The sequence below is a fragment of the Halorubrum lacusprofundi ATCC 49239 genome (assembly GCF_000022205.1).
GTDB lineage: Archaea > Halobacteriota > Halobacteria > Halobacteriales > Haloferacaceae > Halorubrum > Halorubrum lacusprofundi.
Map to the genome: position 1 here is coordinate 173,983 of NC_012028.1, position 14,599 is coordinate 188,581.

Annotated in this window: 14 protein-coding genes and 2 pseudogenes; 10 read left to right on the forward strand and 6 right to left on the reverse strand. The window is 59.3% G+C overall.

Annotation, left to right across the window (positions count from 1 at the left end; genetic code table 11):
• The 8 genes and pseudogenes from HLAC_RS14415 to HLAC_RS14450 all read left to right on the forward strand — a co-directional run bounded on the left by HLAC_RS14415 (window position 1) and on the right by HLAC_RS14450 (window position 6,920).
• The gene (locus HLAC_RS14415) at window positions 1–720 is read left to right on the forward strand and encodes an ABC transporter ATP-binding protein (protein ID WP_015911460.1); all 720 of its coding nucleotides are present in this window, start codon (window positions 1–3) and stop codon (window positions 718–720) included.
• Window positions 721–780: 60 nt separating this feature from the next.
• Entirely contained in the window at window positions 781–1,653 is an 873-nt protein-coding gene (locus HLAC_RS14420) for a branched-chain amino acid ABC transporter permease (protein WP_015911461.1), read from the forward strand.
• The gene (locus HLAC_RS14425; protein WP_015911462.1) at window positions 1,650–2,648 is read left to right on the forward strand and encodes a branched-chain amino acid ABC transporter permease; all 999 of its coding nucleotides are present in this window, start codon (window positions 1,650–1,652) and stop codon (window positions 2,646–2,648) included. The genes HLAC_RS14420 and HLAC_RS14425 overlap by 4 nt, the downstream gene beginning before the upstream one ends.
• A 95-nt stretch (window positions 2,649–2,743) precedes the next feature.
• Window positions 2,744–4,033, forward strand: coding sequence for an ArgE/DapE family deacylase (locus HLAC_RS14430; protein WP_015911463.1), 1,290 nt, complete (start codon window positions 2,744–2,746; stop codon window positions 4,031–4,033).
• A 78-nt stretch (window positions 4,034–4,111) separates the two neighbouring features.
• On the forward strand, window positions 4,112–5,272 hold the full coding sequence (locus HLAC_RS14435; RefSeq protein ID WP_015911464.1) for an arginase family protein: 1,161 nt from the start codon (window positions 4,112–4,114) through the stop codon (window positions 5,270–5,272).
• A gap of 20 nt (window positions 5,273–5,292) precedes the next feature.
• Window positions 5,293–5,505 (forward strand): annotated as a pseudogene (locus tag HLAC_RS14440) (7-cyano-7-deazaguanine synthase); the annotation flags it as partial.
• Window positions 5,506–5,936: 431 nt separating this feature from the next.
• Entirely contained in the window at window positions 5,937–6,125 is a 189-nt protein-coding gene (locus tag HLAC_RS14445; RefSeq protein ID WP_015911465.1) for a ribbon-helix-helix domain-containing protein, read from the forward strand.
• Between the two features lie 189 nt (window positions 6,126–6,314).
• Window positions 6,315–6,920, forward strand: a complete 606-nt coding sequence (locus HLAC_RS14450; protein ID WP_015911466.1) for a hypothetical protein — start codon at window positions 6,315–6,317, stop codon at window positions 6,918–6,920.
• Window positions 6,921–7,211: 291 nt separating this feature from the next.
• On the opposite strand, the pseudogene HLAC_RS17970 reads toward HLAC_RS14450, so the two are convergent.
• Window positions 7,212–7,412: pseudogene (locus HLAC_RS17970) on the reverse strand (zinc ribbon domain-containing protein); the annotation flags it as partial.
• An 85-nt stretch (window positions 7,413–7,497) separates the two neighbouring features.
• Between HLAC_RS17970 and HLAC_RS14455 the strand changes: the two are divergent.
• The gene (locus tag HLAC_RS14455; protein ID WP_015911467.1) at window positions 7,498–8,193 is read left to right on the forward strand and encodes a PH domain-containing protein; all 696 of its coding nucleotides are present in this window, start codon (window positions 7,498–7,500) and stop codon (window positions 8,191–8,193) included.
• A gap of 6 nt (window positions 8,194–8,199) precedes the next feature.
• On the forward strand, window positions 8,200–8,772 hold the full coding sequence (locus tag HLAC_RS14460) for a PH domain-containing protein (protein WP_015911468.1): 573 nt from the start codon (window positions 8,200–8,202) through the stop codon (window positions 8,770–8,772).
• A 117-nt stretch (window positions 8,773–8,889) separates the two neighbouring features.
• On the opposite strand, the gene HLAC_RS14465 is transcribed toward HLAC_RS14460, so the two are convergent.
• From HLAC_RS14465 to HLAC_RS14485, 5 genes are all read right to left on the reverse strand, one after another.
• Window positions 8,890–10,125, reverse strand: coding sequence for an RNA-guided endonuclease InsQ/TnpB family protein (locus HLAC_RS14465; protein ID WP_015911469.1), 1,236 nt, complete (start codon window positions 10,123–10,125; stop codon window positions 8,890–8,892).
• Entirely contained in the window at window positions 10,122–10,511 is a 390-nt protein-coding gene (tnpA, locus tag HLAC_RS14470; protein WP_012660096.1) for an IS200/IS605-like element ISHla21 family transposase, read from the reverse strand. Before tnpA ends, HLAC_RS14465 begins: the two co-directional genes overlap by 4 nt.
• A 316-nt stretch (window positions 10,512–10,827) precedes the next feature.
• Entirely contained in the window at window positions 10,828–11,643 is an 816-nt protein-coding gene (locus tag HLAC_RS14475; RefSeq protein WP_015911470.1) for a CPBP family glutamic-type intramembrane protease, read from the reverse strand.
• Window positions 11,640–12,623, reverse strand: a complete 984-nt coding sequence (locus HLAC_RS14480) for a DUF7544 domain-containing protein (RefSeq protein ID WP_015911471.1) — start codon at window positions 12,621–12,623, stop codon at window positions 11,640–11,642. Before HLAC_RS14480 ends, HLAC_RS14475 begins: the two co-directional genes overlap by 4 nt.
• Before the next feature lie 200 nt (window positions 12,624–12,823).
• Entirely contained in the window at window positions 12,824–14,500 is a 1,677-nt protein-coding gene (locus HLAC_RS14485) for a hypothetical protein (protein WP_015911472.1), read from the reverse strand.
• Window positions 14,501–14,599 lie beyond the last annotated feature (99 nt).

Here is a 14,599-nt window from a genome sequence, read left to right on the forward strand (position 1 = left end):
ATGAGCCTCATCGAACTCGACGCCGTCGATGCCGGATATGGCGAGAATCAGGTCCTCCACGACCTCTCAGTCACGGTCTCCGAGGATCGGGTGAACTGTATCATCGGCCCAAACGGCTCTGGAAAGTCGACCATGTTGAAGTCCATCTTCGGGATGGTCGACGTCTGGAACGGTACGGTCACCATCCGAGGAGAGGACGTAACGAATGACCATCCTCGTGAGGTACTCGAACGGGGGGTCGTAATGCTCCCACAGGGGGGAAGCGTCTTTCCGGACATGAGCGTCAAGGAGAACCTCCGGATGGGTGCCTACCTCATCGACGATGAGGAGTTTCTCGGCCGTCAGTACGAGGAGGTATTCGATATGTTCCCCGTGCTCGAAGAGAAGCGCGCCCAGCGAGCCGGCGACCTCAGTGGTGGTCAACAGATGATGGTCGCGTTCGGACGGGCGTTGATGCCTGACCCTGATATTCTGTTGTTAGACGAGCCGAGCGCGGGGCTTGCACCTGACCTCGTCGACGATGTCTTCGAGCAGGTGGAGGTCCTGAAGGATCGCGGGCGAGACATGCTCATCATCGAACAGAACGTGCGACGAGTGCTTGAGATTGCCGAGTACGTCTACGTCCTCGACCAAGGACGACTGGAGTACGAGGGCGAGACCGAGTCGCTCCGCAACGAGGAAGACATAATGGAGATGTACATCGGAGAACGCCACAAATGACGGAGACAAGCACACTCGAACAGGCACGGCAACGCGCATCCCTATCGAGGGGTGAACACAATGGTTAGTATCGAACTACTTGTCCAGCAAGTGGTCAACGGGCTGCTATTCGGCGGTCAGCTCGCCCTGATGGCGGTCGGTCTCACGTTGATCTGGGGCGTCGCCCGGGTGTTAAACTTCGGTCACGGGGCGATGTTCATGGTCGGCGGATTTGTGGGCTACTTCACCCTCGGTGCGACCGGAAACATAGTCGTGGCAGTTGTTTCTGCGGCCCTCGTCGTCTTCGCTCTTGGATACCTGACCGAGGTCGCACTCATCAGACCCCTTCGTGACCGTGAAGAGTTCGGAATCCCGTCAATGGTGGTCACCCTCGGACTTGCGTTCTTCCTTGAGAACGCCTTCATCGTCTGGATCGGCTCACAACGCGAATCGTTCCCGCGATTCACCAGCGTGGTCTGGGATATCGGCGGAATTACCTTGAGCGCACAGCGGGTGCTGATCTTCGTTATCTCGCTCGTCGCTCTGGGGCTCCTGTTCTACGTCATCGCTCGAACCAAACTCGGACTCGGTATTCGCGCGGTCTCTCAAGACAATGACACGGCGCTGCTGATGGGCGTTCGCCCGAACCGAATCTACGCGATAACCTTCGGAATCAGTGCTGCGCTTGCGGGGCTCGCGGGAGTCCTGTTGGCCCCGCTTTTTGCCGTCTATCCATCAGTTGGGTGGTACCCGTTCCTCCTCTCGTTCGTTGTCGTGATGGTCGGTGGGCTCGGGAGCGTTCGGGGTACACTGCTGTCGGCGATGGGGCTTGCGATCATACGGAGCGTCAGTACTATTTGGGTCTCCAGTGAGATGGCGATGGTCATCCTCTTCGGAATTATGATACTCGTACTTGCCTTGTACCCAGACGGAATCGGGGGGTACCTCGAATGACCGCGATCGACACGCTCCGGTCCGGGATCGCCCGGACCGCCGAGCGTCTGACCGAAGACGCCCGTTCACGGAACGGCGCTGCCTTCGTGATCGCCGGCGTCTTGGGGCTGCTAGCGCCTGTGCTGGTCGGCGGCTACACCCTTGACTTGGTGATGCAGCTGATCATTCTGATCCTCGTGGTCACGAGTTGGATCTTCATCGCGGGCTACTTCGGAATGTTCAGCTTCGCACACGCCGCCCTCTACGGGATCGGTGCGTACGCGGCGGTCCTGCTAGCCGGCGAGATGGGGATACACCCCATCATCGCTGTGCTACTCGGCGGCGTCGTCGCCGGAATCCTCAGCATCCCGATTGCGCTCCCGGTGCTTCGCTTGTCAGGGGCATACGTCGGAATGGTCACACTGGCGTTCGCGGAGATCGTCTACCGGCTGGTGATCGTCTTCCGCGAAGTCACTGGTGGCCCGACCGGCTACACCGGGTTTCCATCCCTGTTCGGCGGGAATCGGATCGCGTTGTACTACTTTGTGTTCGCGCTCGTTGCCGCACTGCTTGTCGTGCAGTACGGGCTGCTGGTCAATCGCTTCGGTCTCGTGGCGAGAGCGATACGCGAAGCCCCCGACGCAGCGCGGATGCTAGGGAACAACGTCCCGAGATACAAACTCACCGGATTCATAATCGGGTCCGCGATCGCCGGTGTCGCTGGCGGTCTACAGGCTCACACCGTTCTGATCATCTCGCCACCGATGATCGAAGTCAACAGAATGATCGAGTTCATGGCGATGGGCATTATCGGAGGCCTCCGGACAATCGGCGGCGGAATCTTCGGAGCCGTGATCGTCTTCGGACTCTCCGAGGGACTTCGTGACCTTGGGGAAGTCAGACTTGTCATCTGGGGCGCGCTCTTGGTCGTCGTAACGATCTACTTCCCGGACGGGCTCGCTGGGAGTTCACTTGACCCGCGTGAACGACTCCGCGAACTGTTCGATCGGAAGTGACCGGCCGGTGGTCGATCGAACGACCACCTCCCGACCCGGCAGCTACGATGCGGCGGTATGGATAAACGAACACACCACACGAAACGAGACACACTATGACAGATAAAAACACACTGGCGGAAACAATCGAATCGAAAGAATCAGACCTCCTCAACCTGCTCGGCGATCTCGTGGCCGCGAAAACTGTGACCGGCGACGAGGCGCCGGCACAGGAGGTGATAATCGATCGACTTGAGACAATGAACCTTGAGCCAGATGTCTGGGAGCCGTCTGCGGACAACCTCGCAGACCACGAAGGATACTTTGAGACTTCCTCGTACGAAGCATACGGGTACGAAGGGCGTCCAAACGTTGCCGCTCGCGTCGAAGGTGGCAATGGTCCGACCCTGGCGATCGGCGGCCACATCGACGTAGTCGACGTGACCGAAGACGAGTGGACACGCGATCCGTGGTCGCTAACGCGAGAGGGAGACACCCTCTACGGCCGCGGCAGCGCAGACATGAAAGGAGGGCTCGCAGCGGCCCTGATAGCAATAGAGGCACTCGATTCGCTTGGAATCGAGCTCGGCGGCGACCTTCTCTTCGAGTCGACGATTGAGGAGGAAGACGGTGGCGTCGGTGGAGCGTTGTCGGTCCTTGAGCGCGGATACGTTCCCGATGCGGCTGTCATCGCGGAGCCCTTCGATCTCCCGAACGTCGGGATCGCCGGTGCGGGCGTGATGTACTTCCGGGTAGAAGTTCCCGGCAAGAGTGTTCACGCGGCGTGGGGCCATGAGGGAGTCAACGCGATCGGGAACGCCGCCACAATTTACCGCGCTTTAGAAGAGCTCGACACCGAACGGAAAGCGCGAATCGACTACGAGCCGGCCTACCGGGCGAATCCTGGCCTGAAGGGGAACGTCACGAACCTCAACGTTGGGACGATCGAGGCGGGCGACTGGCCGTCTACGCTCCCCTCACGGGCGGTCCTCGAGGGGCGGATCGGTTGGCCGCCCGGAGAGAGTCGGGCCGAGGTTCGGTCGCAGATCGAAGAGACGATCGCCGAAGCCGCCGCCAACGACGATTGGCTCGCCGACCATCCGCCGACCGTCGAGTGGTTCGGCTGGCAGGCCGAACCTCACGAGGTTGACAGCGACGGCGAACTTGCGACGCTCGCCAAACGCGTCGGTGAGGATGTCACAGGCCGTTCCGGCTCGTTCGTCGGCGGAAATGCGGGACTCGACGAGCGCTTCTACGACCTCTATTATGACGTTGACGCAGTCTCTGTCGGCCCGACTGGATCGAACCTTCACGGCGCGGACGAACATACGACTGTACCCTCGCTTCTGGAGACCGCGACGACGATTGCCTCGATCGCTATCGAGTACTGCGGAATCGAGGAGTAAAGGGGAACTACACCCCGCGGTTCCCTCCGGAGTCGATAGACCAAACCAATCGGAAAAAAACACCACCACCAACACACCATGACAACAGACATCACCGTTTATTGGGACGATCAGATGCTCGACCACGAACCGCCGAAAGGGGCCTTCAAATTCCCCTTTACACCCATTGTCGCGGTCCCTGAAGTACACCCGGACCGTCGTGAACGCGTCCAGAACATCCGGGCGATGCTTGACCATGCCTTCGGTGACATCTTCGAGACCGTCTCGCCGGACCCGGCAAGCCGGAAAGCGATCGAACGCGTCCACGATCCCGACTATCTTGACTGGCTCGTCGAGTTTTGTGCTGATGGCGGCGGCCGCATCGAAGACACGACGACTGGATTGAACGAGCACACGTATGACGCCGCTCGCGTCTCAGCCGGGGCTGCCATCGCTGCCGCGGGACAAGCGCTTGACGGGTCGAAAGACGATGGGCAAGAGGCGCTCCCCTATGCGCTGTGTCGCCCCAGCGGCCACCACGCCCAGCCCGATTGCGCAGACGGATTCTGTTACCTCAACAACGTCGCGCTCGCAGCGGAGGCTGCGCTCGCTACTGACGGACCGGCCGACATCACAGCCGACCGGGTTGCGATAATCGACTGGGACGTCCACCATGGTAATGGTACACAAGAGACATTCTATGACCGCGATGATGTGCTCTTCGTGAGCGCGCACAACGATCACGGCTCCTGGCACCCTGAGTACCATCCACAAGAGGGCTCGATTGAGGAGTTTGGCGAGGGTGACGGTGAGGGGTACACGCTCAACGTCCCGCTTCCGCCCGGCACGGGTAACCGGGGTTACGAGGCATTTTTCGAACGGATTGTTAATCCGGCGATTACTGGGTTTGACCCAGACCTCATCCTCGTCAGCGCTGGCCAGGATGCTGGACCGTCGGACATGAACGGTCGAAATATTGTGACCCGTGAGGGATTCCGGAAAATGGGCGACAGGGTCCAACAGCTCGCCGATGAGACGGCAGACGGCGCGCTCGCACTGATTCAAGAAGGTGGCTATCAGCCATCTCACCTCTCGTTCGCTACGCTTGGTGTCTTCGAAGGCGTTCTTGGTCGCACAGTCGACCTTGATGGGTATGGGACCGGCGACCCCTTCGAATTCCTTGACGAGCCGACCGAACTGGTCGACGAGTGGCTCGATCAAGCAGTCGACCATCATGGTAAATCGCCCGTTTTCGCCTAGTGAGGTGCAGCGAGCGCAGCCTGGACGTGGCTGACGCGGATATGGAGAGTGACGAGATTCCGACGTCGTACGTCCCCTTCCGGAACGCGAATCTGTTGTCGATGGCGACATCGTACGCGGAGGCAACCGACTCGGAGGCGCTGTTCATCGGCGCGCACTCGGAAGATTTCTCCGGGTACCCTGATTGTCGTCCGGCCTTTTTCGACGCCTTTCAGAACGTGATTGACGTCGGGTTCCGTCGGATCGTCTGTCGACTCGCCACCCTCTGTGGCGGCACGCTCCCCAACGACAAACACCGAAAAGCCGGGCGTCGTCGACTCGTAACATCGTTCTACTGATGTCTTCAGCACGTATCGTACCGGTGCTACGGTGAGCAGCGGGCGCGCTGTCCCGGCTCTCACCCATAGCGTGGGAGAATCGGCGATGTCTCGCTGTTGACTGCTCTGATGGGGCCCTTGTTCCTCCTCGGGAGACAGCGGACACAACCCCACCGAATCGCGGTCCGATCCGGTGTTGACAACGGATGGACGCAGGTCGCAGCCGCTGTCACCAGACGAACTGTTCGACAGACTGGAGCAGTCTACTGGTTCTGCCGCCGACAAAGACCAGTGAATCTGGTGTGCTGTGCGACACGCTGAAGATATTTCTCTGCGAATACGAGCGTATGCCGAAGGTCAGCGTCGAGATCCCCCAGGAGCTGCTTGATGACCTCGACGAGCACGTCGGTGACGAGGGAAAGTTCGTCAACCGAAGCGACGCGATTCGAGCATCGATCCGCAAAACACTCGATATGCTCGATGAGATCGATGAACGACACGGACGGGTTGAGACAGACGAAGCTGAGTCTCACTAGTCGTACCCACTGGAACAGAAGGTGCACAACGGACTGTGTCTCAGCTGTTAGCTGATAGCATCTGTTCTAGATCCTCCAAATCAACCAAAGAATAGGATTTCAACAGTGTCACGAAAGCCAATTCTCTGAAAGTGGCGACAACTCCTCACTTTATCATCGCGGCTGCTCAACAACCGCCAGTACAGTCCCATGCGAGGAGAGATTAGCATCTTCCGACCGGTCGAAGCGTACGCGGAAGCCGGCTCTTCTAGAACGCACGGTGTCGTCGCAATCATCTCGTTCTGTGTGTTTGTCGGAACCATCGTCTTTGGATTTGTCCCGGTCACGAGGGAAATCGAGACGTCCGGTTATTCGACCGCAGATCTACAGGAGGCAACGACTCGAACCGACGTGGACGCCATCCTACAGGCATTCGAGCCGGTCATGGATTCGGTCGTTCTTCTCTCTGTGCTCGATTACCTCTTTATCATCGCTGGGTTCTTTCTCTTTTTCTCGCTCCACTCTCTCGTGATGAAGCGACTGTCGTTCGACGACCGTCTAGTGCTGGTTCCGAAGCTCGGGATGGTGCTGACCGTCTGTTCACGGCTCCTCGACTCACTGGAGAATCTATGGGTTATCCTGATCTACTCAAACCCCGATAGCTATCCCACCGCTCTCATCAGCTTGATGAACACCACGCAATCAGCGAAATGGCTGGTAGTCACGATCGAATACCCGACCCTCGGACTGGCCATCGTCCTGGTTCTTCTGGTCAGATTCACATCTCTTTTCGATGGGAAGACGCCCCGGATTTGACATCCTCCTCGCCCTGAAGGGCGTCACCAGAACGCTATGCGTTCTGGTTGCCCGCCAGACGTAGTCTGGCGACGAGGATTCCCCAAAGGGGATATTCAGGTTGCGCGTTTCCTCGGTTCTCAAGTACGCTTTCGCGTGGAACGTCAAAGGTAGCCGTCCAGTTGTGACCAAGGACGTGCGTTACAGCGCGTGTAGCCCTGTCAAGGGGGCCTTCCTTCCTGCATACAGCAGGCGTCAACGACGGCTGGCTGTTCAACCAGCGAGGTAGCACGGTTCGCGTCAGCCGAACTGCTACACCGTGCATGGTTTACCCTCCCGTTGTGCGATATTCTCCGACGCGTTCAGGTCAGCATGGCGTCCACGATCACACTCCGAACACCAAAAGTAGTCACCATCACGGGTTCCCATCGAACCACACGCCGAACATCGCTGGCTGGTCTGGTATGCATCGACCTTCTCGACACGAATACCAGCACGTTCGGCTTTGTACGTGAACGTATCAACAGACGTACTGGCATACAACACTCGCTATCGTCCGGTCGGGAGTTTCATACAGCCATCTGACAAAGTGCCTCGTATGCCCGAGTCAGCGACTATCGACCCTGAGACTGCCGACTGGTTAACCCTCGACGAGGACGAAGAGATTGTTTGGTCTGGGAAACCACACGAGAGTAGCTTGATCCCAGCACTTGTCGTCGGACTGCCCCTCGCTCTCATCCTCATAGGGTTACTCATCATCGCTGGGAGCTATCTCCAGCGCGAGAATACACAGTACGTTGTGACGACAGATGGGCTGTACAAGAAGACGGGTGTCCTCTCACGTGACGTCCAGCGCATCGATTTCGGAAAAGTCCAAAACACCTCTTACAGCCAGGGATTCTTCGGCTCCCGATTCGGCTACGGAAACGTCGATATCTCGACCGCCGGCGGCTCCGGTATCGAGATGCAGTTCCGGTCAGTCCCCGAACCGCGCGAGATTCAGGAGCTCATCAATAAACGTGTGAAGGGCAGCCGTGGTGAACCGACGACGGAATCGGGTGAAACGAAGCGTGACGTACTTGACGAGATCCTCGGTGAACTCAGAGCGATCCGCTCGACTCTCGACGCACAACAGGAGACGACAGGAAACACATCAGCCACGACGTCCACCACCGGCAATGCGGCGGACGAACAATCGACTGGTGAGGACAACACCAGCCAGAATGAGTTCGTGAGTAGCAACCCGAAAGCCGAGAGCTCTCCCGCCGACCACGAGTCGGATGATGAACGGTAGCCAGCCATGACGGAGTCGATCGACCCGGCGATCCCGCTCGACACCAACGAATCGGTCGAATGGTCCGGTCGCCCGCGAATCACTACTATCCTGCCGGCAGTCGTGATCGGCGTTCTCCTCCTCGTCTCCGGAATCGTGGTCAGTGTTACTAGAGAGACCCTGCTCTTCCTCGCAGTCGTTCCACTCGGAGTGGCGATCCCGGTTTGGAAGTATTTCGCTCTGCAAGGCGTGCAGTACGTGATAACGGACGAGGCACTCTACGTGAAACGCGGCGTGTTGACCCGGTCTGTCACACAGGCAAACCTCGAAACCGTCCAGAACAGCTCCTTTGGGCAGGATATCACGGGATCGATCTTCGGATACGGCTCAGTTACGTTCGAAATCGCTGGTGGGGACGACCTCTCGTTCCGGGCGATCGAGGACCCTCGTGCAATCCGGGCACTCGTCGATCGAGCAGCATCGAACGACGATGGTCTCGGTGGGGACAGTCGACGGGAATCCGGTATCCCTGGAGATCTGTCGCAGTGGCAGCAAATTCGTGACGAGATCCGAGCGATTCGCAGCTCTCTCGGAGAGTAGTAGTTCGGGAACAGCCAGAAGGTAGATGGTGTACCCACTCTGCAATTGACCTCCTCCCGCGCCTGAAGACGCGGGAATCCCACCACGGGATTTCAGGCCGAGCGTGGCCCTACGGTTTCAAGACGCATACGTTCCAAGCGTCTCTTGCTTGGTAGCATCGGCTTGGCTGTCTTGTGGGGCGGTCAAACGCCCCCCATCCTCAGCCGAGTCATCGTCGTTCTCGTGTTCTCTGAAACGACTCTCTCCGCTGAGGTAGCGGTCTGCGATGTTCACCGCTCCGTTCACGTCCGCTTGGTACTCGCCCATCCAGCACGCATCGTTCGTACACTTGAACGTCGCCTGTTGTGGGCGGTATCCTACCTCACCGCACGCATGGCACTCTTTCGAGGTGTTGCGAGGGTTCACCGTCTTGACGGGGATACCCTTCTCGACGGCTTTGTATCGTATCTGCGCGTGGAGTTTGGCGAATCCCCATCCGTGGAGACGGCGGTTCATGTACTCGCCGTAGTCCATCGACTCCCGTATGTACGTCAGGTCTTCCAGAACAAGAACGGGATTCTTGACAGACTCGGCGTAGTCCACGACTTCGCGGGTGACGCGGTGGAACACGTCGTCTATCTGGTTCCACAGGTCGTCACCGAAGGACTCCGCGATACGTTCGCTACCGCGTGTCTGAAGTCGCCTCGTGGCGGTGAAGTAGGTCTTGCGGAGCCGACGAACGGTCTTCCCTTCGTCGGCCCATAGTTCGGGAGCGGTCGGGCAACCGTGGTCGTCACGGTGACACACCGTGACGAGCGACGCTTCCCCAATATCGACACCGATGGGTGTCCGTTCTTCGTCGGACACCTCGGAACCGCCCTCTGCGTCGCGGGTTGCGGTGACGTGAAGATACCACGTTCCGTCCCGCTCGAATAGCCGACTCTCGCCCATCGTGGCGTCTCCCGCGTTCAACGCTTCCAACCAGTCCCGTTGTTCGGGATTCGGTTGTGCTGGCATCCAGAGGTGGTAGTCCTCGTGGTGCGGGATTTTGACGTACCACTCGATAGCGTTCTCGGGCTTGTGGTCGAGTCGTAGCCCTTCGTTCGTGAAACGGACGGGGTGGGCATCGTGAAGTTCGCCTGCGTTGTACGTCGTCGTGAGTTGCGGGACGTACTTCTTGAGCGCATTCTTTGCGTATCCACTCAGCTTGTAGTTGACCACCACGTCGTTCGCTTCGGTCTGTGTGGTACAGCCAGCGTCGAAGGCGTCGTGAAGCGCCTGTTGGTACGCCTCTCGCGTCTCGCGGAGTTTTCTCCGCTTGTGCGCGTTCGGCTCTACCAGTTTCAGTTCCAGCGTCTTCGTGAGCGTGGTCACGACTCGTCCTCCTCGTGACGCTGGATGTAGTTCTTGACCGTCTCGCTCGATACGTGCCCTGCTGTCCCTGCGTAGTAGCCTCTCACCCATCCGATTTTCTCGCCGTCGTGGTCGGCGTAGCGGTGGTTGTACTTCCGAGAGCTGATACCTTTGAACCAGTTGGCGAGAAGGGATGGTGCGTGTTTCGGTGGGCTACTGACGAATAGGTGGACGTGATCGGGTTGTACGGTCAGGTCAAGTATTTCGAGGCCCTTGTCGTCGGCTATTTCGTGGAGGATGGTCCGCACACGGTCTGCGACCTCGTTGACGAGTACCGAGTTGCGGTACTTCGGCAACCACACAAGGTGGTAGTTGAGGTTGTAGGTCGCGTGCCGTGTGGTCTTCATCCGTGTTGTACACTATGAGACAATGTATATTAATACTGATGGTGAATCGGTGGGAAATCCAGCCATAGCGTCGTCGGTGGGGATGTACGCTATTGTCCGCTTGACCCCCGCCTAAAGACGGGGGTATGCGCTCGTGACTCTATCAGTCGATACAGAGGGTTCGTATCTGACCTCCTCTCCCGAGTCAACTACCCGGCCGACATCTCCGTCGTCGACAGCGAGACGGGCCTCGAAGTGTACGGTTTTCCCGGTCTCGAACACTGGGAGAACTCCCCGGCGACGGCTCGGGTGAGCTACCGCACCCGACTGAGTCCGCCTAGAAGAACAGCGTCCCGGCCGTGGAAACCGTGACAAGAACGATGTGAAAGGCGGCGTGTGCGACCATCGCCGTCTCCAGCGATCGCTGCCAGAACAGCCAGCCGAGCGCCACGCCGACGATCGCGTTCAGCAGGACGGTTCGGATGATCAGCGCGATCGTGAGATCGAACGTCGACGCCAGCGCGGGCAGGTGGCCGACGCCGAACGCGACCGCGCTGGCGACGATCGCCACCCACATCACCGCTGCGGGCGGCGTCTTCGTGCGCTCCCGGATCCGGTTTCGAAGCCCCCAGCAGACGAATGCGATCGGGGCCATGACGCCCCACCGGAGTAGGATCTCCTCCGTGATTCCGCCGTAGAGCAGTCGCATCGGAATCGACGCGAGCAGGTCCTGGAGCGCCGCCGCCTCCCCGACGGGTTCGACTGACTCGAGTCCTGTAAACGGGGCGAACACGACGTCGAGGACGGTGACGAGAACGAACAGCACGGCACCCAACCCGACCGCGAGGGGAAGTGATCGTCGAAACGCGTCCCAATCCGGGGTACCGCCGGACGCCCACGCGAAGACATGTGAGTGCAGTCCCGTCCGGGGAGCGGTCACCGTGCCGAGCGTCACGAAGATGACGAGGAAGATAGTCGAGTTTGCGGCTGCGACCAGCATGAGCGTCGGATACGACAGGACCGCCAGCTCGGGTATCGCCCGAAGGGTCGGCACGGAATAGATCGCAAGCGCGACGACGCCGATCAACCCGAGCACGAATAGCGCGACTGCGCCACGGGCGGCAGAACCCCACGTCGACGATTCGTCGTTCATGGCTCTCTTCTCGACAGTTGACGGTCAGATAGGATGTGGAACGTCTCCTCGATGTCGCCGAGCACGAGCAGCGCGTAGTACCGGAGATACGTCACGACGGGGACCTGCGCAAGCGTCCAGATGACGAGCATCGACAGTCCGAACAGGAGTGCGAGTGCGACGAGGACGGCGATTCCAACGGTCGACGACAACGAGACCGTCACGTGCGTGATCGCGGCGACGATGAGAATGGGGATGAGAAGCACGATTGCGACGATCCCGACCACGATCGAGGCGATGATTCCGGCTGCGACCGTCAACAGGAACGCAATCACGACATACGCCAGATACTGTTTCCACGCGGTCTTGATCGATCCCCAGAGGCGACGCCACGCCGCGAGGACGCCCGAGTCTGCCTGAATCATGAGCGGCACGACGAACACGGTCGTGAGCCCCGACACCAACGCGTACAGGACGCCGATGAGAAACACCATCGGGATCCCGACGAGGAACGCCGTGGCGGGGAGCGTGGGATCGCGTCCGGTCAGGATCGGAACGATGAGTAGTGCGAGCCAGCCGGCGAACAGCGCGATCATCGGAAGCCCGATTGCGATCCGGAACCCGAACAGACGGAGCCCCTGCCGCCAGCGCCGCCGCCAGTGGCGCCGGAGCGTCACCTCTCCCGTGCGGAGCGACTCGATCAGCACGAACTCCATGATCGCTCCGATCAGCGCGAACAGCCCGCCGAAGAGGATTCCGGCGGCGACGAGTGCGACGATGAGCGTCATCACGTCGACCGGGAGGCTGAACGGGAGCTCACCGTTCGAAACGTCTCCCGGTGGCGTCGACGTGTTGAACTGTGCCGTCGGGAAGCTCACGCCGCTCCCGACGAAGAACACGACAAGCGCGAGCTTCAGCCAGCGGCGGATATTAATTGGCGTCAGAAACTCTCGGGTGACGCCGAACGCTTCCTCGACGTTTTCGACTGCGTGGAGGGCCATGAGTCGAAATACTCAAACCAGATAGTTATCCCTTCTGGTGGTTGCCCACAGGAGTTTCTTCGTCACTCCCAACAGGACTGTGGTGAACGCTTCAATCCAGCATGACGCATTGTATTGTGGTCCGATCTCTCTGTCGCAGAGGAGAGAAAAGATGTCCGAGTCACAAACTGTGTTGCTGTGTCCGTGATGCGCAGATACGTCTAGCTTCCTAGCGTTCTGGCGGTCGTGTTTTCTGTGCCAGCGGTGCCGTTTGTTGGTGTTCGGATCTCGACCGATTCGTCGTCGTACACAGTCATGGTCTCGATCACAGTGCCGTTCTCAGCAACCCGTTGGACGATGACTGTCGGCGTCTCTGCAGTCGTTTCACTCGGCTCCGTCTCAGTGGGTGTCTCAACCGGAGTCTCACCTGCGAGGAACTGAGTGATTGTGTCTGTCTGTTCGAATGAATCAACATCACCGGACCGTGCGTCGACAAATGCGACATACGCAATCCCGCTGTTGTCCTCGGGGACGACGCGTACTTGCCAGTACTCTCGATCGTCGATGACTGTAAGGATCGGCTCGGCCGGCGAAAAGCGGTCCCAATCTGTCTGTGGCGCTGATTGCCTCACGAGGTCCGCTGCTCGCTGTGGGCCGAACAGCGAGTCGGCTGGCACGTACCGTTCGAAGGCGCCGCTTTGGCCGTCGATCGTCCACAGCTCCTTGAGTCCCTGTGCGTCGCCGTACGGTTCGACGGCGACGACGTACTGCGGACCCGACTCAGAGAGGATAAAGAACGGCTGATCGTTTCTGTCTCCGGGAAGCGGTGCAATCTCGATCTCGTCTTCGTGGCTCGTGTATGTGTTGAGAATCCCGTTGCGATACTTTGTCGCTGCGACCGACTGGAGCGCCAGTTGCTCAGGATACAGCTGCTGATTGTCGAGAATCGGACTGGCAGCAGCCTCGGAAGGCGAGAGCGTTTCGATTGAACCACTTGGATCGATGACAGCGACGCCTCCCCACTGAGGCGTGGTGTGCGGAAGCGGTGTCAAATGGAACTGCGGCTCCGAGTACGGGACGGCGATATACTGGGTCTCGTTGTGAATGACCATCTTGGGATCGCCGTAGTCAACGAGATACGCCTGCGATTTGAGGAGTTCCCACCGGTAGTTCCGATGGAAAATCGTTCCAACCCCGATCTCAAGCTCGCCATCAACGGACCGTATATTCGCCTGCTGAGTCGTCATATCGACGAGGACGGTTCCGGCCTGTCGTTTGGTGATCGTGTTGAACAGGCCGTCCGGAGCGAGCGGTGCCGCCCAGTAGGGAGTCCCGTTCACCACGCTAATGTCCGTGTCCCCGACGCGGTACTGCGGCCGGTTGAGCGTGTTCGATGCGTACCGATCGGCGACCGCTCGCGTGACGATACGCGGGTTGTCGGCATCAACATCGTCGAGTCGCTCAGCGGTGGCCGTCTGACTCATCGTTTGGTCGCTCAAGGTGACGCCAGCGACTGCGTTGGCGACGGGCATCAGCGCAACCGCAGCGATCACGAGTACAACCACCCCGACACGGAGTGGGGTAATCGTGTGGTCACTGCTGGAGAGCGTGTTGACGACGATCTCAACGCGACCGCCCGACCGTGCGGTGACCCACGCGGCGACGCTGCCGGCAACGATACCAAGCAACAGTAGCGGCGTCGTGTACACCGTGTAGATGAGTCCGTGGAGCCACGGCCGGAAGAACCACCCTATGGCGACAGCAACGAGTCCACCAACACCAAGCAGTATCCACGGTGGGTTTGAATCGGGCTGACCCGAGTCGGTTGGTGGCCAGTCGGTGAGCTCGTCATCGGATGACTGTTCGTCTGAATCGTCGGATGGAGGGCGTGGTGGCATTAGTCTGAATCGTGAGATTATGATTTTGAAACTGGTACGTGCGGTGTTATGAGTTCATCAACTCGGATCGACGGAGCATCAAGACAACTCGCCGATTGG

Bases quoted from the DNA above. Each gene is read 5' to 3' on its own strand.
- HLAC_RS14460 (WP_015911468.1), top strand. From the start codon at position 8,200: ATGACGGAGTCGATCGACCCGGCGATCCCGCTCGACACCAACGAATCG.
- HLAC_RS14420 (WP_015911461.1), top strand. From the start codon at position 781: ATGGTTAGTATCGAACTACTTGTCCAGCAAGTGGTCAACGGGCTGCTA.
- HLAC_RS14430 (WP_015911463.1), top strand. From the start codon at position 2,744: ATGACAGATAAAAACACACTGGCGGAAACAATCGAATCGAAAGAATCA.
- HLAC_RS14485 (WP_015911472.1), bottom strand. From the start codon at position 14,500: ATGCCACCACGCCCTCCATCCGACGATTCAGACGAACAGTCATCCGAT.
- HLAC_RS14450 (WP_015911466.1), top strand. From the start codon at position 6,315: ATGCGAGGAGAGATTAGCATCTTCCGACCGGTCGAAGCGTACGCGGAA.
- tnpA (WP_012660096.1), bottom strand. From the start codon at position 10,511: ATGAAGACCACACGGCACGCGACCTACAACCTCAACTACCACCTTGTG.
- HLAC_RS14475 (WP_015911470.1), bottom strand. From the start codon at position 11,643: ATGAACGACGAATCGTCGACGTGGGGTTCTGCCGCCCGTGGCGCAGTC.
- HLAC_RS14480 (WP_015911471.1), bottom strand. From the start codon at position 12,623: ATGGCCCTCCACGCAGTCGAAAACGTCGAGGAAGCGTTCGGCGTCACC.
- HLAC_RS14425 (WP_015911462.1), top strand. From the start codon at position 1,650: ATGACCGCGATCGACACGCTCCGGTCCGGGATCGCCCGGACCGCCGAG.
- HLAC_RS14415 (WP_015911460.1), top strand. From the start codon at position 1: ATGAGCCTCATCGAACTCGACGCCGTCGATGCCGGATATGGCGAGAAT.
- HLAC_RS14435 (WP_015911464.1), top strand. From the start codon at position 4,112: ATGACAACAGACATCACCGTTTATTGGGACGATCAGATGCTCGACCAC.
- HLAC_RS14445 (WP_015911465.1), top strand. From the start codon at position 5,937: ATGCCGAAGGTCAGCGTCGAGATCCCCCAGGAGCTGCTTGATGACCTC.
- HLAC_RS14455 (WP_015911467.1), top strand. From the start codon at position 7,498: ATGCCCGAGTCAGCGACTATCGACCCTGAGACTGCCGACTGGTTAACC.